Origin of the sequence: Xenorhabdus innexi, from assembly GCF_002632485.1 — a bacterium.
GTDB classification, from domain to species: Bacteria; Pseudomonadota; Gammaproteobacteria; order Enterobacterales; family Enterobacteriaceae; genus Xenorhabdus; species Xenorhabdus innexi.
Map to the genome: position 1 here is coordinate 102,665 of NZ_NIBU01000001.1, position 21,772 is coordinate 124,436.

Consider the following 21,772-nt stretch of genomic DNA (forward strand, 5'->3'; position numbering starts at 1 on the left):
TTGGCATGATTGTTATCAGGTGTGTTTTTATTTTACTGTTTTTATTCCATTTTAGTAATTCATTTGCTGAAAGTGAGATGAAATTGCCACCATTAAAAACTATTGCTGGAGGAGAGGATAGTTGTAAGGATATTAATAGCAATAAATGCAAATCTTGGGTTGTTAGTATCTATTCTGTCGATAAAGAAAATAAAGGAAATAGCATATGTACAGGTTCATTAATATCGCCGAGTTATGTTTTAACTGCAGCGCATTGTAAAGATGATACAGCTAAAAACTATTATGTGGTTAGCGCATATAATAAAAATAAAAAAGTGACTGCATCAGCTAATAATTTTATAAAAATGGATATTCCTTCATTATATGAAACTACTGATTCGCATGATTTAGCGATTTTAAAGTTGGATAATCCATTGGAGTTGGATGGAAAGTATGGTCGTATTCGTCGTTTTTTCAATTATGATGAAGCTTATCAACGATTAGATAGTGATTATTATCAAGCTTCTGCCTATGGGTATGGTTATAGAGGAATTAATAAAAAAACAGGTAAGCGGCAAGATGATAGTGATAATACACAGTATCGTGCTGATGTGATTATTGTTTCTCCTGCACATGATTATTTTGACAATAATGGACTGGTTGCAACAGCAAATAAAAAAGAAGGATTAAAGCCGGGGGTTATACAAAATGGTGATTCCGGGGGACCTATTATTTGGAACGATACAATTATTGGGGTTGCTTCTTTTGGTTTTGACATGGCCAGTGTAAATCAGGAAGATGCTTATAATCAAGATTACCCTTTTTTTGCAATTTCAGATACTACAGGTAAACATAATAAGAGGGATTTTATCGAACCTTTTTCTCCTGGGAAGTGGTTTTCTGAAACAATGAAGCAGATCTGGATTGATAACCCGGATTGGAATTCTCATTTGAAAAAGAGAGGTGATGATATTCTTATTGAGGGATGGGGAAGACCAAGCAGTGTAATAGAAATAATTTATTCTATTAATGATGCCCCGCAAAAAAAATTCAAATGTAAAGATACTGTTGATAATAAAGGTAATTGGAAATGTAAGATTCCGAACAATGAATTTTTTACTGAAGGAGTTAATAAAGAAGAAGAGCAAAATGTGATTATTATAGCCAGAGAATCACCCGATAGTTTGTCAAAAAATGTAGCGTGGAGAGAGGATAGTGTACAAGCAAAGATATCTTCCATTTCAAAAGAATTCGGTATTGTTTATCCGGCTGATAAATCAACAGTATCTACTAAGAATTTTATAATACGTGGGTATGCTGATCCTGATTCAGAAATTGAGCTCACATTGCAATCTAATACTAGCGATGATAAATATGGTCAAAAAGAATTATGCAAGATGCCTGGATCTAATAATAGGATAAAAACAACAAATTATGGTTTTTGGTCATGTGAAGTCAAAGAGGATATTAAAGTCACTGAAAGCCCAAGTGATGAAACAAAATGGAATTATAAAATAACCGCAAAGCAACATACTGATAAATTAAATATTTACGATCAGGTTAATATATTGTTTCAACCAAAAGAAAATAAAAAACCAGTCATTAAAGTTGATGGCGTAAATTCATATACTAAAATGTTACCTTTCAGCTTGGTGTTAGATGATTCAGCGAGCTTCTTTTGTTTTTTCAATCAGGCATATTTAGATTGTGGTAATGATCCTTCAGGCAAGAAATATATTCTTAATAAAAAAATAACTAAATCAAATGAAGTGTTGTCGAGTTTTAAACTTTTCGTTACGCAAAAAATTGATCATGTTGACCCATTTGACCCAGTGTTATGGAGTAAATCAAGTCTAATTGGAGGATATTTAGCGCCAACATTCAAGGATAAGTATGATATTAACAATCCGAGAGAAATAAACTCTTCAAATCAACCTAATATATTGGCCAAGGGGGAGGGTGGTGATGACAATGAGTATACTTTGCCAAATAAGGATTTTATTTTAAAGTCTGAGTATTCTATATATAAGAAAGATGAGGGTAAAGAGACTTTTTCTAAAATAAAATTAGCGGGTGGAGAGGTTTATTTTTCTCGTCTTGTTCTGAATCATGAGAAAAATAGACCTCCAACTTGGGAGATTGAACGACCCTATTATGAACTAAAAGATGGGCTTTACTATATTGAAGTAGCGGATGAATATTATCCATTAGGGTTGGAAAAATTTAAACGATATTGGGGAAATACATCTTTTGAAAGAAGTTATTTTCGGATAATAACACCTGAAGTTAAGATTGAAACTCCTTCTACTGGAGAAACCAGTACAGTAGGTACTGCCAGTTATTTATCCGGTAGTTCTAATATTCCCGGAGATGAGGTTGATGTTAAAAGGCGAAAAATAGATCCTTCTTTATCAAAACCGGAGGAGAATAATCAAAAACTTGCTCAGGAGACTTCTATTTGTACCGGCGCTGTTGTAAGTGATAATGGTAATTGGGAATGTGGGAATCCAATAATTTTTCCAGAGGGTACTTATGAAATAACCGCTGAATTAATGAAAGAAGGAAAAGTTGTTGCTAAAGATACTACCAAGCTGACTATTAAAGGTGAAAATGATGATCCGGAAAAGGAAAAATTTGACGTAAAGAACCCTAAAGATAATTCAACTGTAGATCCAGATAATCCTATCCGCCTTTCAGGCTCACTAAGCGGCTCCGGCGGTGGTAGCGGTTTCGGTGGTTTTCTCAGTAATATATTCGGGTCGATTTTCGGCGGCATATCTTCATTATTTAACTCGCCATTCAGCACTGGCCTTGGCTCCTTTTGGGATTTGATTATTCATCCTAGTGCTATTTCAGGTGGAGATACCTATACGATTAAGCTACAGGAAACTCACAATAAGGCGCATGTCGGGGAGCCGATCACCTGGCATTTTACTGTTCCTATGCGCATTACCTCACCAGCCAAGGGAGCGCAATATAAGCTACATGATGGGATATCTATTGAAGGTCAGGGAAGCCCTAAGCAATTAATTATCGTTACCGGGGCAAAAGAGTTTCTACCTCCAAAAAAAATGACACTTCCAAGATCTAAGAAGGGAATAATTTGTTCTGCTACTGTGGATTCAAAAGGTAAATGGGCCTGCCCTAACCAACCGGTATTATCGGCAACAAGTGAAGGAACATTCTATATTTATGCGGCTCAGTATAAGGAAACGACCTCGACAGCATTTGGGGGAGATTATGAAAGAACGTCTCAGGTCACACGCAAGTATGTTGTTGCCAAAACAAAAATAGATATTACTCATCCTGTTCATGGTGCGAAAATAACGACTCTCCCTTTCTCTATTGAAGGTACTGGGGAAGAAGGGGCTGAAGTACACATTAATGCGTTTGGTAACACTAAAGATTGTCGTACCACTATTGATAAATCAGGCAAATGGTCTTGTGGGCCTTATCAGCCGGAAGAGGGTAAATATACTGTATCCGCTGAACAATTTATTGATGGTACGCAGAATTCCCATTCATCTGTTTCTTTTGAAGTTCAGACTAAAACCACGAGATCAGTGGCTATCACGCAACCACATAACGGTGGATTATATCAGTATCTTGAAAACATCTTGCCGAAGGGTACCGGAATGCCGGGGACGACAGTTTGTCTGGATAGCAAAGAGTTGTCGCAAATTTGTCAGAATGGCATGACTGTAGATGATCAGGGAAATTGGGAAGGAATTAATGGATTAGATACCTCCACTAAAGGAGAACAGACGTTGGTAGCAACAGCCTTCCTGAACAAAGTGAAACAATCCACGGCAAAAGTGGCATTTTATATAGGAGATGATGCACTAACAATAAAGTGCCCCAAAGAAGGTGAAGTTATAAAAACACCTTCATATACCTTGAGTGGCTCAATACCTGAGAATGCTAAAACAGTTACTGTAAAAGCATTCGGTGGCCATGATGAATGCTCTGCGAAGCTCAATAAGCAGAATTATACGTGGACATGTGGGCCTTATAGTTCTGTATCGGGGGATTATAATGTAACAGCTATGGATGATGCAGGCACTCATGTTAATCGGGGTTTTAAAGTGCGTTACGGGGATAATCTGCAAATGCGTGTGCTTGAACCTACAGAAGGAGAGCAAATCAAAACCCCGACCTATACCATAGCAGGTAAAGGGCAGGTAGGAGCACATATCACCATACATCTTTCTGGTGCACTGCTTTGTAGTACATATGTTGATGAAAATCAGCATTGGGCTTGCCCGACCATGAAATCAATTCCGGGTTCATATAAGCTCCTGGCTCAGCAATGGATAGGTGATGTAGCATCAGGTAAGCCCGTAATACGCAATTTTGATGTGATTTACATGCAGGATATTACCATTAATCCTACGGCTGAACCGGATTGTGCGGTTGCAAATAAAACTGTTTCTATTCCGATTACAGGGATCGCAACAACAGGGGCTGATATCTCTTTGGAAGCTACATTGGAGGGTAAAAAACCCCAGAAATGTGGCCCTGTACGTGTTTCAATGACGGATGGTACATGGAGCTGTACTCTGGAAAACGCGCAACCGGGAATATACACAGTCAAAGCCAAGCAGACTATTACAGTTAATGGCCATCCCTATTACAATAAGAAAACTGATGATGTGAATGCGGCTGTTTTGAGTATCACCAACCCTCATGAGGGAATCTATCGTAAATATAATCATCCAATAGATGTGAGTATAGAAGGAACAGCACAACCGAATATGGAGATGTCATATCATATTCTGCATAGTGAAAATGTTTTTTGCCGGGGGTTTAATTTATCTAAAGAGATGATGACATCAGAATATGCTGCAAAAAATAGTATAACCGCTGATGGTAATGGGCAGTGGAATTTTAATGAAGAAATTACTCAACTGGGTGAGTACACATTAACAATTTATGCCCAATATTGCGGGCAACCCACTTCAGCACAACGCCGGTTTTGTTATCGTCCATACCTAAGATAGATATCTTAATCTGTTGATTGATAGGTTTTAATAAAAAACAGGCACAGTAAATAGTTATTCCGACCCTATCGTTTACTTGATACTTAATCATGATGCGATAGGGTTTCTTTTATTCAATAATACAGCCGAATCGGTATTTAGCCCCTGTAATTCTAATCACTGTGGTATCATCCCTGTTTTGTACGTCATATCACCTGATAGCTGATAGACAGTGCTCCTGTCTTTCAGCCCCGTTTCGGGGCTTTTTTTATCCCTGCCTGAAGTTACATTCCATTTAAAATCAGTTTTGGTTAATTACCGCGATTGTCATGGCTGCGCAGCCTATCGGAGCGGGTGTTTATGTTTTTGCGAATAAATATGGGTTTAAACAGGAAATTATCTCTTTTTCCATTATCATTTCTCTGCTTATTGCACTGGTCACGATACCCACTATTTTACAATTGTTTCCTGTGTAAAATTCTATAATCCGAATTATGTTTAAGCCGTCACTGAAACATCTATTTTAATAGAAAATTTTCAGTGACGGTTTTTTTCCGTTTAAGGCTATAAGTCATCATTCAGTCGAAAATGGTCAAGAAATCACCGTCAATTTCTTATCCAGAATTCAGGTTAACTTATATCAGTTTAATCACCGGAGTTTTATCGAGTTAATAACCGTTTTAACTCCCGAAATGCTTCTTGCAATTTGAATGGCCTGCCTGACTTCTTCGGGGGAACGCGCAAAACCACTCAACTGAACACGCCCTTTATAAGTTTCGACATTGATATCATTGGAGTTAAGACTTTTGTCTTCAAATAGTGCCGTTTTTATTTTTGTTGTGATTACGGTGTCATCAATATAGTTGCCTGTGCTTTCGGTAGTGGCTGTTGGCGCACATGCAGATAACATTGCGGTGATAACGGCTGCGATAAAGAATGCATAAATGGATTGTGATTTTTTCATAATGGCTCTCCGTTGATGTCAGGAATAATAAAATACGATTTTTGTTCTCTGGCGATGATTTTACACACATCACTGTGGCAAGGCTTTTACAGAGGAATGTTGGAATAGCAGTAATTCAGAAGTATTGTTGAAGATAAGGGAACTTACAAATAAAGTAGATTTTGTTTTTAGTCATTTCCCCCATAAATTCACTTATGGGGGAAACCGATACTATCGTAGGGTAGCGGATTTCATTGAATGAACAAATACCCTGAGTTTTTCTAACATAACCTGTGGTTGATGTAAATTATTCTCAATGATATTGACTACGGCTGAACCTGAGATTGCACCCGCTGCACCACTGTTAATAACAGATGTCACCTGTGCTGGCTCGGAAATGCCAAACCCCTGTATAGCCGGAGCTGCACGATATTCTTTGAGTTTGTTGACCAGCTCTGTCAGTGGATTTTCCATCCTGTTCTGTACACCGGTAGTACCTGCTCTGGATAGCAGATAAGTGTAACCGCGTCCGAATGAGGCAATTTCACGCAATAAATTATCATCTGCATTGGGCGGACAGATGAAAATGGGAGCAATATTGTGCTTTATGGCTGCAGAGTAAAAAGGGCGCGATTCAGAGACTGGCACATCAGCAACCAGAACGGAATCAACCCCGGCATTTTTACAGCGGGCGTAAAATTCATCTATTCCATTGTGGAATACCAGATTTGCATACATTAGCAGGCCGATGGGAATATCGGGATACTTTGCCCGAATTTGTGTCAGTAATTCGAAACAGAGTGTTGGTGTAACATGGGAAGATAGAGCACGCAGGTTAGCATTCTGGATCGTCGGCCCGTCTGCCAGAGGGTCGGAAAAAGGAATACCAATCTCCAGCGCATCGGCTCCGCCGGAAATGAGGGCATCAATGATATCTAAAGATAATTCAGGATTAGGATCACCGAGAGTGACAAAAGGAACAAAAGCGCCCTGATTTTGTTTTTCTAATTTCTTGAATAGCAGCTCATAACGTTCCATCAGATTTCCCCCCTGGATTTCAGGATATTGTGAACAGTAAAGATATCTTTGTCGCCACGACCGGATAAATTGACGATGAGTAATTGTTCTTTATCCGGCTCCTGCTGGATCATTTTCAGTGCATAGGCGAGGGCGTGTGAAGACTCTAATGCCGGAATAATTCCTTCATTCAGTGACAGCGCTTTAAATGCGTCCAGTGCTTCATCATCTGTGATGGAGACATAATCCGCCCGCCCGATGCTGTTAAGGTAGGCGTGCTGAGGGCCAACGGAAGGAAAATCTAAACCGGCAGAAATGGAATATGATTCTTCTATCTGCCCGTCTTCTGTCTGCATAATCGGCGATTTCATACCAAAATAGATGCCCAGTTTGCCGTGTTTTAATGGTGCTCCATGCTCTCCGGTTTCAATACCATGCCCTGCGGGTTCAACGCCTATCAGACGCACATCCGTTTCAGGAATAAATTCCGCAAATAATCCGATAGCATTTGAACCTCCGCCAATACAGGCAATGACGGCATCGGGCAGGCGTCCTTCTCTTTCCAGAATCTGAGCTTTGGCTTCTTCACCAATCATACGCTGGAATTCACGTACCATTGTTGGATAAGGATGCGGGCCAGCAGCAGTGCCAAGCAAGTAATGTGCTTTATCATAACTGCCGGACCAGTCACGCATGGCTTCATTACAGGCATCTTTCAGGGTTGCAGAGCCACTGTGAACAGGAATGACTTCTGCACCCATCAGACGCATACGGAATACGTTGGGGGATTGGCGTTCAATATCTTTTGCCCCCATGTAAACACGGCATTTCAGGCCAAGCAGCGCGCACGCCAGCGCGGTTGCCACGCCATGCTGACCAGCCCCCGTTTCGGCAATGATCTCTTTTTTTCCCATTCGTTTCGCCAGTAACGCCTGACCTAATACCTGATTGGTTTTATGTGCCCCGCCATGAAGTAAATCTTCACGTTTCAGATATAAACGGGTTTTGGTGCCTTTGGTTAAATTCTGGCATAGCGTTAACGCGGTCGGACGACCGGCATAATTTTTCAGTAGGTCATGAAATTCCTGCTGAAATTCAGGGTCACTTTTTGCCTCGATAAATGCTTCTTCTAATTGGTCAAGGGCAGGGCTGAGAATTTGGGGGACGAATTGTCCGCCAAATTCACCAAAATACGGATTTAATTTACTCATTGTTTTCATTTCCCACTTTCTGTCTGAATATTAGTTGTCTGAAATATCACTGGTAGCAGCGTAATTGTTGAAAAACCTGTTTTATTTTCTGGCTGCTTTTAATTCCGGGTTTGAGTTCAACACCGGAATTAAAATCCAGTCCGTAACAACCCAATGCGGCGGCCTGCCGACAGTTATCAGCATTTAACCCCCCGGCGAGAACACTGTTCTGCTGAAAACTTTTATCAATTAATTTCCAGTTAAACGTTTTTCCTGTACCTCCGGAACCATTGTCCAGTAATAAGTGGTCAATATTAGACAGGCCGGAAAATCCTTCCGTTTTTGACATATCAACGGATTTCCAGATTTCACAGGATTCGGGCAGTAAAGAGCGAAGCGCATCAATATAGGATTGATCTTCATTACCGTGTAGCTGAACTGCGGTCAGTGAAAGAGTCCGGGCAGTCTGGCAGACAAAATCAATGGGCTGATTCTGGAATACACCCACATATAACAAAGGTACTTCATTAATAATTTGCTGCGCTTGTTGCTGGCTTATCCTGCGCGGTGATTTTTCGGCAAAAATCAGACCGCCATAGACAGCCCCTGCCTGTAGAGCTGCTTTTGCATCTTGTGGGCGGGTTAAACCACAAATTTTATTGTCACCCAGAATCAGGCGGCGTAACGCAAGATCCAAATCGGACTGAGACATCAAAGCACTGCCAATCAGAAAACCGTCTGCAAACTGGCTCAACTCGCGTATTTGCTGGTGGCTGTGAATGCCTGATTCACTAATAACGATAGTCTCTTCGGGTAAGCCTGCTGCCAGCTTACGGGTACGTTGCAAATCGATGGACAGATCTCGCAGATCCCGGTTATTGATACCAACGACCTTTGCTCCCAGTGCGATTGCCCGGTGGCGTTCAGATTCATTACTGACTTCCGTTAATACTCCCATATTAAGGCTGTGAGCCAGATCTGAAAGCTGACGATAGGTTTCATCATCCAGTACGGAAAGCATCAGCAGGATGGCATCTGCCTGATAATAACGAGCCAGATAAACCTGATAGGGATCAATGATGAAATCTTTACACAGAACAGGCTGGTGCACGGCTGCACTGACCAGACGGAGAAAATCATAACTGCCCTGAAAATATTTTTCGTCGGTCAGTACTGAGACTGCGGCAGCATAAGGCTGGTAGGTTTTAGCAATGCGCACCGGATCAAAATCAGGCCTAATTAATCCCTTTGAAGGCGACGCCTTTTTGCATTCCAGAATAAAAACGGTCTGTTTGTGCGTCAGTGCCTGATAAAACCGGCGGTGGCTTGGCACAACGGAATCCAAAAAACTTTCCAGCGGCTGTTCAGCCTTGCGAGTGATGAGATATGACGCCTTATCTTCAACGATTTTCTGTAATACATTGCTTTTCATCATTAAAACCCTGCTGCTAATGTGATCACTTTTTCATAGGCACGACCGCTGTAAATCGTATCCAATGCCTGTTGCGTATTTTGCCGTAAGTCTTCCTGACCATGTATTCTCATTAAAAGAGCAACATTGGCCGCTACCGCATCAATATGCGCTTTTTTACCTTGCCCTTGTAGTAATAAGCTCATCATATGATGGTTTTCCTGTGGTGTTCCTCCGCTGAGTGCTGATATCGGGTGATTTGGCAGCCCGAAGTCTTCCGCTGTTAACTGATATTGGATAATTTCACCATGGTTAAGTTCAGCAATTTGAGTCGGAGCGTGTAAAGCAACTTCATCCATACCTCCGCTATGTACAACGGCAGCACGCTGATAACCCAATACCTGTAGTGTCTGGGCGATAGGGTTCACTAGTTCTGGGTTGTAAACACCAATCAGGGCAAGCGGTGGACGGGCTGGGTTGATTAACGGGCCGAGAATATTGAACAAAGTACGGGTTTTCAGTTGCTGGCGAACATTCACGGCATGACGGAATCCACTGTGATAGCGGGGGGCAAAAAGAAAGCAGATATTGATTTCATCCAGTGCCCGACGGGATTCTTCAGCACTGGCATCCAGTGAAATACCAAATTCAGCCAGCAAATCGGATGATCCTGAGCGACTGGAAATGCTGCGATTACCGTGTTTTGCTACTTTAAGACCGCAGGCTGCCGCGACAAAAGCACTGGTTGTTGAGATATTGATGCTGTTTGTGCCATCACCGCCTGTTCCAACGATGTCACAGAAGGTGTAATCGGGGCGCGGAAACGGAGATGTATTGGCTAAAAATGCCTGTGCAGCTCCGGCAATTTCCTGTGGCTGTTCACCGCGCAGTTTCATACTGATTAATACAGCGGCTAATTGGGTATCGCTCAACTCACCGCAAATAATAGCAGTAAAAAGTTTTTTGCTTTCCTGCTGGGTCAGGGCTTGGGCACTGAACAGTTTTTCGAAAATTAATTGCATTTTCCCATCCTCCTTTTATTGACCTTGCTCTGGCAACTTGAGTGCCCATGCCAGCGTTTGTTCAAGTAATCGGCTTCCTTGTGTTGTCAGGATAGATTCAGGGTGGAACTGGAATCCACAAACTCTGTTATCGTCATGACGAACAGCCATTACAGTGTCGTGACAATAAGCCGAAACAACCAATGTTGACGGAATATTTACACCGACAAGAGAATGATAACGAGCAACAGGAAGCGGGTTAGGCAGCCCGAAGAACATAGCCACTCCATCATGAATTGCTGATGTTGATTTGCCGTGCAGGATTTCAGTGGCTGCTGAGATATCGCCACCATAAGCTTCGATAATTGCCTGATGCCCGAGGCATATGCCGATCACCGGAATTTTTCCGATAACCTGTTGAAGTAATTGTGGCATACATCCGGCATCTGATGGTTTTCCCGGCCCCGGAGACAGCATCAGTAATGGCGATAGCATGTTTTCAAGTTGAGCCATTATTATCTCTGCGGATACCGTATTACGGTAGATAATAACCTGATGCCCACCACAGCGTAGTTGATCCACGAGATTGTAGGTAAAAGAGTCAACATTATCGATCAGAAGAATATTCGCCATCAGAATGTGACCTCCGTGTTGTGAGCTTGAGCAATAGCACGAATGACAGCTCTGGATTTACTCTGAGTTTCCTGAACTTCTGAGTACGGAACTGAGTCCAGAACGATACCCGCTCCCACCTGAACAGATGCTTCCCCGTTTTCTACATAGGCAGAACGAATAACAATGCATGAGTCAAAATCCCCTTTACCGGTGAAATAGCCTACTGCACCGCCATAACTGCCCCGACGTTCATTCTCATACCGGGCAATAAGCTGCATCGCCCGGATTTTCGGGGCGCCTGTCAGTGTTCCCATATTCATACAGGCCTGATAGGCATGGAAAATATCCAGATCATGGCGAAGTGTACCGACAACCCGGGAAACAAGATGCATGACAAATGAATAGCGATCGACTTTCATTAAATCCGCAACATAGCGGCTACCCGGTTCGCAAATACGGGCTAAATCATTACGGGCTAAATCAACCAGCATGACATGCTCGGATAACTCTTTAGCATCGGTGCGCATTTCTAGTTCAAGTCGGCTATCCAGATCAGCATCTAACTCACCACAGGCATCACGTCCGCGTGGTCGTGTTCCTGCGATGGGATAAATTTCAATTTGCTGACTATCGGAATCATATTTGAGGGCACTTTCGGGCGAAGCGCCAAACAGGCAAAAATCCTGATCCTGCATAAAAAACATATAAGGGCTTGGGTTTTGTTTTTTCAGAGTATGGTAAGCATTCAGCGGAGCCGGGCAGGGTAAGGTAAAACGTCGGGATGGAACAGCCTGAAAGATATCTCCCTGCCGGATAAATTGCTGTAACTGCTGCACGATATCAGCGTACTGTTCATCACTCCGGTTACAGGAAATTTCCATGTCAGGGAGTGTGACCGGTTTTAAGAGCTGGCGAGGCTCGGCAATGGTATTTTCCAGCGCAGTTAAACGCTCCTCAAGGCGCTGATTTTCTGCCTTTGATGCACCAAACAGCGAAGTTTGTAACATAGCGCGCTGATTTTGGTGGTCAATCATCATTATGGTTTCCGCCAGATAAAAGCAGAAATCAGGGCAGCGTTGAGAGGTTTTGAGTGTGGGAAGTTGTTCGAATTCGGCGACTAAATCATAGGAAAACAATCCGCCTGCAAAAATGGCATCAGGATCTTCCGCAAAAGAAGATAATTCAGTAATGGCACGTAATGCATCAAAAACAGAATCGGCTTTTAAGCGGCTATCTTCGTCTAAATTCTCTTTAATAGCAGGAAATTGTACCTGAAGGGTGGGTGCTTTGAGAGTAGTCAGGGCTTTTTCTGATAGCAGATTAGCTAAGACAGGCAGCAGATTTTCGCCATTTTTAGTTAACGCTGTAAAATCAACCTGCCGACCGTTAGCTGCGATGCGTATAGCGCTATCAATAATCAATATGCTTTTGAGATCTCTCTTACTGTTAATTTCAGCAGATTCTAACAATAATGTTGCTGGCCGATTATTACATAGCTGGTTGAAAAGCAGCGTTGGATCAGCCTGATAGACTGTTTCTCGCTGATTTACCGAAATATTGAAGTCCTTATCTGTCATACCCCACCTCTTTTATTATCGTTATTTACAGTTTTTACCTACAAAAAATGGCATAAAAAAACCCGCTTTTCAGAGCGGGTCATTGGCACTTTGGATCTCACTTATGTGCGTCATTCAACCGCCCTGAGAGGGAAGTAGAGCCACCAACGCATGGTTTGAGCTGTTCTCATAATTTTCATAAGTGTGATCATCATAAGTGCCTTGTTAGTAGAGTGTTAGTAACATGTATCCGAATAAATCCTGCGTACTAGTAAACTGATTCTTGGTTTGCTTGTCAACCGTTTTTTGGGGTCATAATCATTTAATTGATACTTAATCATGATGCGATAGGGTTTCTTTTATTCAATAATATAGCCTATTCGGTATTTAGCCCCTGTAACTCTAATCACTGTGGTATCATCCCTGTTTTGTACGTCATATCACCTGATAGCTGATAGACAGTGCTCCTGCTTTTCATCCAACACACAGGTAAAGAACAATGACTGATGCCATCAGTGAAATGACAAAACGTTATGATCTACATAGCCATACGACGGCTTCAGATGGCGTTTTATCACCTGAGCAATTAGTGGACAGGGCCATTTCCACGGGCATCAATATACTGGCAATTACTGACCACGATACGACGGCCGGTATTCCGGCGGCTTTAAACCATATCAGCCAAAATCAGCTCCCTCTGACCTTAATATCCGGCGTTGAAATTTCAACGTTATGGCAAAATATGGAAATTCATATCGTCGGCTTAAATATTGATATCAACTCCGTTGCTTTAAAAACATTTCTGGCGAAGCAGGTTAATTTAAGAAAAGAACGCGGGATTGAAATCGGGAAGCGGTTAGCTAAAGCAGGCATTCCCGATGCCTGGGAAGGTGCATCCCGGTTAGCTAATGGCGGACAGGTCACTCGTGGGCACTTTGCCCGTTATCTGATTGAAGCGGGAATTGAACCGACAATCCAGAAAGTTTTCAAAAAATATCTGGCGAGAGGAAAAATCGGTTATGTTCCGCCTCAATGGTGTACAATCGAGCAGGCTGTTGAAGCCATTCATCAGGCCGGAGGGCAGGCGGTGATCGCTCACCCCGGCAGATATGGTTTGTCAATGAAATGGCTGAAGCGCTTAATTGACTGGTTTAAGCAGCATGGTGGTGATGCAATGGAAGTTGCGCAATGCCAGCAGGCACCTAATGAAAGGCAACAACTTGGTCAACTGGCAAGAGAATATGGGCTGAAAGTATCATTAGGGTCGGATTTTCACCAGCCTTGTTCATGGATAGAACTTGGTCGTAATTTGTGGTTACCGGGTGATGTTGTACCGATATGGCACGACTGGTCACAACGCGGGGCTGCATAAAACTTAAGGCGGCGAGGCTGCATAGAAGTAGAGGTTATTGTATGAGCCAGTTTTTTTATATCCATCCTGACAATCCACAGACACGTCTTATTGACCAGAGTGTGGAAGTGCTGAAAAAGGGCGGAGTTGTCATCTATCCTACTGATTCAGGTTATGCCATTGGCTGCTGTCTCGAAAATAAGGACGCAATGACCCGCATATGCCGCATTCGTCAATTAGATGGGCGGCACAATTTTACGCTGATGTGTCGTGATTTATCAGAAATTGCGACTTATGCCCATGTGAGTAATCAGGCATTCCGGTTAATCAAAAATAATACTCCCGGAAATTACACATTTATTCTACAGGCGACAAAAGAAGTGCCGCGCCGTTTAATGAACGAGAAACGTAAGACTATCGGTCTGCGTGTGCCATCTAACCCTATAGCTTTAGCGCTGCTCGAGGCAATGCGTGAGCCGTTGATGTCATGTAGCCTGATTTTACCCGGAAATGATTTTGCTGAATCTGATCCGGAAGAGATTAAGGATACGCTGGGTAAACAAGTTGATTTAATTATCCACGGTGGCTATCTTGGGCAGCAACCAACAACAGTAATAGATTTAACCGAAGATTCACCTGTGGTTCTCCGCGAAGGTGAAGGCGATGTAACGCCTTTTTTATAAGATAACCACGTTATTATTTTTTATTATACGACGCCTGTGAAGGCGACAGCAGAGGTTGCTCAATGAGCGATAAAACAGAAAAGTTACAAAAAATTCTTGCGCGTTCTGGTCATGGTTCACGCCGTGAAATTGAAGGGTATATTCAACAGGGGCGCATTAGCATTGATGGCAAGATCGCAACGTTGGGTGATCGCATCGAAGTAAAACCCGGTACAAAAATCCGTTTTGACGGTCGTATCTTAAATATCAAAGAGCCACAAAAAACAGTTTGTCGTGTTCTGGCTTACTATAAGCCAGAAGGTGAACTGTGTACCCGACACGACCCGGAAGGCCGCCCGACAGTTTTTGATCGCCTGCCGAAAATGCAGGGTGCGCGCTGGATTGCGGTTGGACGTCTGGATATTAATACCTGCGGGCTGCTGCTGTTTACAACCGATGGTGAACTGGCAAACCGTCTGATGCATCCAAGCCGTGAGGTTGAACGTGAATATGCGGTTCGCGTTTTTGGTGAAGTAGATAATGCAAAACTGCGCCAACTGACACAGGGTGTACAACTGGAAGATGGCCCGGCTTCATTTAAAACTATCTCGTTTAAAGGCGGGGAAGGAATTAACCAGTGGTACAACGTCACGTTAACGGAAGGGCGTAACCGTGAAGTCAGACGTTTGTGGGAAGCCGTTGGTGTGCAGGTGAGTCGTTTGATCCGAGTTCGTTACGGTGACATTGATCTGCCGAAAGGTCTGCCTCGTGGCGGCTGGACTGAGTTAGGGCTGGAGCAGACTAACTATTTACGCCAGTTGGTTGAGCTGAATGAAGAAATTGTATCCAAAGTTGCCGTTGAACGCGACCAGCGCCGTCTAAAAGCCAATCAGATCCGCCGCGCAGTAAGGAGACATTCTCAGGTCGCATCCCGCCCGGCAGGAAAGCGCTCTTCAAGCAGCAGCTCCCGCCAGAATGCAGGAAGAAAAGCCCCGCTTAAAGGCCGTTAATACTCTTCTCTGACCGCTGTTTCAATGCTCAGCAGATATTGAAACAGCGGGAATTATTTCTTACCAATCAATGCCTTTCTGGGCTTTAATTCCTGCATCAAAAGCATGTTTGACTGGTCGCATTTCGGTAACAGTATCAGCAAACTCAAGTAGTTCACGGTGACAGCCTCGCCCGGTAATAATAACGGACTGGCTGGTAGGGCGTTGTTTCAGTGCGGTAAGCACATCGTTGAGTTCGAGATAACCGTAACTCACCATATACGTCAGTTCATCAAGTACAACAAGCTGGAGTGTAGGATCGGATAGCAATTTTAGGGCATACTGCCACACAGACAGGCAGGCCTGAGTATCTGTTTCCCGATTTTGGGTTTCCCAGGTAAATCCGGTTCCCATCACATGAAACTCAACCCCATTCTTTTCCAGCAGATTTTTTTCTCCGTTTTCCCATGTACCTTTGATGAACTGGATCACGCCAGCACGTTGACCATGACCAACGGCACGGGTGACAGTACCGAATGCGGCGGTTGTTTTCCCTTTTCCATTGCCGGTAAAAACCATAACGATACCGCGTTCTTGCTGTGCGGCAGCAATACGCGCATCGACTTTTTCTTTCAGGCGCTGTTGTCTTTTCTGGTACTGGCTGTTATCTCTTGTCATTATTCGGCTGGCCCCGCTTTGCGGCCCGGTTGTGCATCAAAACTGATACCTGAATCATGCAGGCTGTCATCTCCCATCAGGTAAAGATAAACCGGCATAATATCCGCTGGCGTTTTTAATTTGGCTGAATTTTCATCAGGGAATGCACTGGCACGCATACTGGTGCGGGTTCCGCCCGGATTAATACAATTAACCCGCAGTGAAGTTCCCTGATATTCCTGTGCTAAAACTTGCATCAGACCTTCTGTGGCGAATTTGGAAACGGAATAGACCCCCCAGCCACTTCTTCCTTCGCGCCCAACACTGGAACTGGTAAATACCAAAGAACCTGCGGGGGATTTCATTAACAGTGGGATCAGTACCTGAGTCAGCATAAATGTGGCATTGACATTCACCTGCATCACATCATGCCAAAGTTGAACAGGTTGTTCTGTGATGGGAGCGACAACCCCCAATAACCCAGCGTTATGTAATACACCATCCAGACGCGGATAATGCTGTGCCAGTTCATCAGCAAAGTTCAGGCATTCATCAGCCGTCACAGTTAAAAGATCCATTGTATAAACAGCCGCAGGTAAGCCGCCTTCATTTTCGATTATCTGTTTAACCGCTTCCAATTTTGCCGTTGTACGCCCAAGCAAAATAACCTGAGCGCCATGGCGGGCATAAGTTAATGCGGCTTCACGACCAATACCATCACCGGCACCAGTAACTAAAATGATTTTTTGTTGCAGCAGGTCATTTTTTGGTTGGTAGTCTGACATCTGATTCTCTTCTATAAACTGTTTTTAAATCTGGCGGATGGGATGGATATATGTAGCATATAACGGCTCATCAGAACAAAACTTCGTGTTATCGTCAAATTGGCAAAATCTCATCTACTTTTTCTGCGCAAATAAACAAATAATATTAATGATTTATTGGTCGGGAGATTTGGCGGAACAGAAGCAAGATAAACTGTTAGAGCACTGTTTCAGGTTTTTGGTTAAAATGAAATAAATATTGTTCATCATAAATAAAGAAAGGTGGATCTGTGGAGTATGTTTCTCTATACGGGCTGTTTTTGGCAAAAGTAGTCACTATCGTCCTGGCAGTCGTCGTTCTGGTGGTATTTAGCATTGGGGTTGGTATGCGTAAAACAATGCAAAAAGGTGAATTACGCCTGACCAATCTTGGTGAGTCTTATAAGGAAAAACAACGTCAGATGCAGCAGGCTCGAATGAGTGAGGCCGAGCAGAAAATCTGGCAGAAAGAGCAGAAAAAACAGCAAAAAAGTGAAGCAAAGCAGAAAAAGGCTGAGGCGAAAAGCGGTCTGAAAAGTACACAGAAAACCAGCCTTTACGTTCTTGACTTCAAAGGCAGTATGGATGCTCATGAAGTGGACTCTCTGCGCGAAGAGATCAGCGCTGTTCTGGCTGTCGCTGATCAGAAAGATGAAGTTTTGGTGCGCTTGGAAAGCCCCGGCGGTGTGGTGCATGGTTACGGGCTTGCTGCATCCCAATTAGCCCGTCTGAAACAAAAAGGTATCCGGCTGACAGTTGCGGTAGATAAGGTAGCAGCCAGTGGTGGTTATATGATGGCATGTGTGGCCGATCGTATTATTGCCGCACCTTTTGCCATTATTGGTTCAATTGGTGTAGTTGCTCAGTTGCCGAATATTCATCGGTTACTGAAGAAAAATGATGTCGATATCGAACTTCATACCGCAGGCGAATATAAGCGTACTCTGACTATGCTTGGGGAAAATACCGAACAGGGGCGACAGAAATTTCAGGAAGAATTGAATGAAACACATACTTTATTCAAATCGTTTATTCATGATCATCGTCCGGGACTGGATGTAGAGAAAGTAGCAACAGGCGAGCATTGGTATGGCACACAGGCACAAGAACATGGGTTGATTGATGAAATCGGTGTCAGTGATGATTTTCTGATTGCTCAAATTGAGCATCGTGAAGTGATTGGGGTCAGTTATTCCCGCCGTAAGCGTGTAGTAGAACGTTTTATGGGAGGTGTGATGGAAAGTGCTGATAAATTGTTGATGCGCTGGTGGCAAAGAGGCCAGAAGCCATTGCTCTGACAGTAAATCTGGCGGTACATGGAGTAAATTGTAAGCTCCATTAATAGCGGCACAATGGCGGATAGTATGACAGACAATATGACAGTTATATTATCCGCCTCATAAAATAAGTGTGTTCGCCTTCTGCCTCACACTATCCGGCCTGCCTTGGGTGATGGTTTATTCTGTGGAAAAATCACGCTTTTCCTAATTATTTCATTTGGTTTTTATAACAGCAATTATCGTTTGACTGGAAATGTTCTCATTTGTACCTATTCTGCTTTTCCGAAAAATAAGTTGTTGCGCATCGTTTTTTATCAGGTAGAGTGTGGGCTTTTCGTCATGCAGATGGAAGATTTTGTTTACAACTGTTAAACCATGTAATTGCATGGTATGCGTTTGTGTATAAAATATCTCATGTATTTCAAAGGGTTTGGTGTTTGAACGAAAGTCTGGGATAAAAATTAGTTGATATCTTGCGAATCTATCGCAATATAAAAAGAGATCTATTTTATATACCGCAACATAACTTCGTAATTTTCGCCATCTGAAAAGAAGATAATTAGGTAAAGGTAACTATGGGTAAAGCTCTTGTTATAGTGGAGTCCCCGGCAAAAGCCAAAACAATCAATAAATATCTGGGAAATGACTACGTTGTGAAATCCAGCGTTGGTCATATCCGTGATTTGCCGACTAGTGGTACAACGAGTCAAAAGAGCTCGAACTCATCTACCGATAAGAATAAAAAGAAAACTAAAAAGGATGAGAAAACAGCGCTGGTTAACCGAATGGGAATTGATCCCTACCATGGCTGGGAAGCAAATTATCAAATCTTACCCGGCAAAGAAAAAGTGGTAGCAGAGCTGAAAACACTGGCTGAAAAAGCACAGCATATTTATCTGGCAACGGACCTTGATCGCGAAGGGGAAGCCATTGCCTGGCATTTGCGGGAAGTAATTGGCGGAGACGAGACACGTTTCAGCCGCGTTGTTTTTAATGAGATTACCAAAAACGCTATCACTCAGGCTTTTGATAAGCCGGGTGAGTTGAACCTTGACCGTGTTAATGCACAACAGGCGCGCCGTTTTATGGATCGCGTAGTGGGCTACATGGTTTCACCACTATTGTGGAAAAAAGTTGCCAGAGGGCTGTCTGCTGGTCGTGTTCAATCTGTAGCGGTTCGCCTTGTTGTTGAGCGTGAACGGGAAATCAAAGCCTTTGTTCCAGAGGAATACTGGCAGATATATGCGGATCTCATGGCTAATGAGGGCATTGAGCTTCATATGGAAGTTACCCATAAAGAGGGGAAACCATTTAAGCCAGTTAATGCGCAACAGACTCAGGCAGCCGTATCTTTACTTGAAAAAGCCAGCTATAAGATCACCGACCGGGAAGATCGTCCAACGTCAAGTAAGCCGAATGCACCATTTATTACTTCAACGTTGCAACAGGCTGCCAGTACCCGTCTGGGTTTTGGCGTTAAGAAAACCATGATGATGGCTCAGAAATTATATGAAGCAGGCCACATTACTTATATGCGTACTGATTCGACTAACCTGAGTCAGGATGCGTTGAGCATGGTGCGCGGTTATATCAGTGACAACTTTGGTGACAAATACCTGCCTAAAGAAGCCAATATTTACAGCAGCAAAGAGAATTCTCAGGAAGCTCATGAAGCCATCCGGCCGTCTAATGTTGAGATTATGGCTGAAGCCCTGAAGGATATGGAAACTGATGCCCAAAAGTTGTATCAGCTTATCTGGCGTCAGTTTATTGCCTGTCAGATGACTCCGGCAAAATATGATTCAACAACACTGACTGTTCGGGCCGGGGATTTTGAACTACGGGCAAAAGGCCGTACTTTACGTTTTGATGGCTGGACAAAAGTGATGCCCGCTTTACGTAAAGGCGATGACGACCGTACTTTACCTGTGGTGGAAGTCGGGACAAGTCTTGATTTACAAAAATTGCTTCCAAGCCAACACTTTACTAAGCCACCGGCGCGTTTTAGTGAGGCTTCGCTGGTTAGGGAACTGGAAAAACGTGGTATTGGGCGTCCATCGACTTATGCTTCAATCATTTCCACCATTCAGGATCGCGGGTATGTACGGGTTGAAAACCGTCGTTTCTATGCGGAAAAAATGGGCGAAATTGTCAACGATCGTTTAGAGGAAAACTTTAACGAATTGATGAGCTATGATTTTACGGCAAGAATGGAAAATCAGCTCGATCATGTTGCAAACAATGAAGCAAACTGGAAAGGCGTATTGGATGAGTTTTTCGTCAACTTCAGTGAGCAATTGGATACCGCCAGCAAAGATCCGGAAGAAGGCGGAATGCGCCCGAATCCAATGGTCATTACTTCTATTGAATGCCCGACCTGTAGCCGCCCGATGGGAATTCGTACTGCAACGACAGGGGTATTTTTAGGTTGTTCAGGTTATGCGCTATCGCCAAAAGAGCGCTGTAAACAAACCATTAATCTGATCCCGGAAAATGAAATACTGAACATTCTTGAAGGGGATGACGCAGAGACTAATGCATTGCGCGCCCGCCGTCGCTGTTCTAAATGTGGCACAGCAATGGACAGCTATTTGATTGATACTCAACGTAAATTACATGTCTGCGGTAATAATCCCGCCTGTGATGGTTACGAAGTAGAGAATGGTGAGTTCCGTATCAAAGGCTATGACGGCCCTATCGTTGAATGTGATAAGTGTGGATCGGAAATGCACCTGAAAATGGGGCGTTTTGGTAAGTATATGGGATGTACAAACGAAGGGTGTAAAAATACCCGTAAGATCCTGCGTAGCGGGGAAGTTGCCCCACCAAAAGAAGATCCTGTTCCACTGCCTGAGTTGCTATGCGAAAAGTCAGATGCTTACTTCGTTCTGCGTGATGGAGCCGCCGGTGTATTTCTGGCTGCCAGCACATTCCCTAAATCGCGGGAAACACGTGCACCTTTAGTGGAAGAGCTTGCTCAGTTCAAGGAACGTTTACCGGAGAAGTTGCGTTATCTGGCGGAAGCACCGATTGAAGACCCTGAAGGTAACAAAACAGTTGTACGTTTTAGCCGTAAGACGAAACAACAATATGTCTCTTCAGAGAAGAATGGCAAAGCGACAGGTTGGACAGCATTTTTTGTTGATGGTAAATGGACGGTCAAAGAAAAATAATGGTTATGAGCATGGGTTGCCAATCAATCTATTGAAATGCAATCAGACAAATATTTTATTTTTGACTTAAAAGATGAAATTTTTTTCTGGAAAGCCAGTTCTCTGAACTGGCTTTTTTTGTTCTTATGCAGGATCTAAACATAATATTTTTATGAAACTTAATTTA

The 21,772-nt window shown here is 43.1% G+C and carries 15 protein-coding genes and 1 other annotated feature; of the genes, 6 read left to right on the forward strand and 9 right to left on the reverse strand.

From position 1 onward, the window contains the following. The first annotated feature begins 5 nt into the window (after positions 1–5). Entirely contained in the window at positions 6–4,979 is a 4,974-nt protein-coding gene (locus Xinn_RS00320; protein WP_086953255.1) for a trypsin-like serine protease, read from the forward strand. A gap of 628 nt (positions 4,980–5,607) precedes the next feature. On the opposite strand, the gene Xinn_RS00330 is transcribed toward Xinn_RS00320, so the two are convergent. The 7 genes from Xinn_RS00330 to Xinn_RS00360 form a co-directional block, all read right to left on the reverse strand. Then, entirely contained in the window at positions 5,608–5,922 is a 315-nt protein-coding gene (locus Xinn_RS00330) for a BON domain-containing protein (RefSeq protein WP_086953254.1), read from the reverse strand. Between the two features lie 210 nt (positions 5,923–6,132). After that, entirely contained in the window at positions 6,133–6,939 is an 807-nt protein-coding gene (gene trpA, locus Xinn_RS00335) for a tryptophan synthase subunit alpha (protein ID WP_086953253.1), read from the reverse strand. After that, positions 6,939–8,129 (reverse strand): tryptophan synthase subunit beta, encoded by a 1,191-nt coding sequence (gene trpB / locus Xinn_RS00340; protein ID WP_086956421.1) that lies wholly within the window; start codon positions 8,127–8,129, stop codon positions 6,939–6,941. The genes trpA and trpB overlap by 1 nt, the downstream gene beginning before the upstream one ends. 46 nt (positions 8,130–8,175) lie before the next feature. Further along, a complete protein-coding gene (gene trpCF, locus Xinn_RS00345) occupies positions 8,176–9,540 on the reverse strand; it encodes a bifunctional indole-3-glycerol-phosphate synthase TrpC/phosphoribosylanthranilate isomerase TrpF (protein WP_086953252.1) in 1,365 nt (454 codons plus the stop codon). A 2-nt stretch (positions 9,541–9,542) separates the two neighbouring features. Next, positions 9,543–10,541, reverse strand: a complete 999-nt coding sequence (trpD, locus tag Xinn_RS00350; protein ID WP_086953251.1) for an anthranilate phosphoribosyltransferase — start codon at positions 10,539–10,541, stop codon at positions 9,543–9,545. 15 nt (positions 10,542–10,556) lie between these two features. After that, entirely contained in the window at positions 10,557–11,153 is a 597-nt protein-coding gene (locus Xinn_RS00355) for a glutamine amidotransferase-related protein (protein WP_086953250.1), read from the reverse strand. Then, positions 11,153–12,712, reverse strand: a complete 1,560-nt coding sequence (locus tag Xinn_RS00360; RefSeq protein WP_086953249.1) for an anthranilate synthase component 1 — start codon at positions 12,710–12,712, stop codon at positions 11,153–11,155. Before Xinn_RS00360 ends, Xinn_RS00355 begins: the two co-directional genes overlap by 1 nt. 52 nt (positions 12,713–12,764) lie before the next feature. Next, positions 12,765–12,864: a sequence feature (Trp leader region), on the reverse strand. A gap of 326 nt (positions 12,865–13,190) precedes the next feature. Here Xinn_RS00360 and rnm point away from each other — a divergent pair. The 3 genes from rnm to rluB all read left to right on the forward strand — a co-directional run bounded on the left by rnm (position 13,191) and on the right by rluB (position 15,714). Then, complete coding sequence (rnm, locus tag Xinn_RS00365; RefSeq protein WP_086953248.1) at positions 13,191–14,063, forward strand: RNase RNM; 873 nt, start codon at positions 13,191–13,193, stop codon at positions 14,061–14,063. A 41-nt stretch (positions 14,064–14,104) separates the two neighbouring features. After that, complete coding sequence (locus Xinn_RS00370) at positions 14,105–14,725, forward strand: L-threonylcarbamoyladenylate synthase (RefSeq protein WP_086953247.1); 621 nt, start codon at positions 14,105–14,107, stop codon at positions 14,723–14,725. A gap of 62 nt (positions 14,726–14,787) precedes the next feature. Then, positions 14,788–15,714, forward strand: coding sequence for a 23S rRNA pseudouridine(2605) synthase RluB (gene rluB / locus Xinn_RS00375; protein ID WP_086953246.1), 927 nt, complete (start codon positions 14,788–14,790; stop codon positions 15,712–15,714). 60 nt (positions 15,715–15,774) lie between these two features. On the opposite strand, the gene cobO is transcribed toward rluB, so the two are convergent. Continuing rightward, complete coding sequence (gene cobO / locus Xinn_RS00380) at positions 15,775–16,371, reverse strand: cob(I)yrinic acid a,c-diamide adenosyltransferase (RefSeq protein WP_086953245.1); 597 nt, start codon at positions 16,369–16,371, stop codon at positions 15,775–15,777. Beyond that, entirely contained in the window at positions 16,371–17,135 is a 765-nt protein-coding gene (locus tag Xinn_RS00385) for a YciK family oxidoreductase (protein ID WP_086953244.1), read from the reverse strand. The genes cobO and Xinn_RS00385 overlap by 1 nt, the downstream gene beginning before the upstream one ends. A 269-nt stretch (positions 17,136–17,404) precedes the next feature. Here Xinn_RS00385 and sohB point away from each other — a divergent pair, with 269 nt between their 5' ends. Then, the gene (gene sohB / locus Xinn_RS00390; protein WP_086953243.1) at positions 17,405–18,451 is read left to right on the forward strand and encodes a protease SohB; all 1,047 of its coding nucleotides are present in this window, start codon (positions 17,405–17,407) and stop codon (positions 18,449–18,451) included. 557 nt (positions 18,452–19,008) lie between these two features. Continuing rightward, a complete protein-coding gene (gene topA, locus Xinn_RS00400) occupies positions 19,009–21,606 on the forward strand; it encodes a type I DNA topoisomerase (protein ID WP_086953241.1) in 2,598 nt (865 codons plus the stop codon). The last annotated feature ends 166 nt before the right edge of the window (positions 21,607–21,772 follow it).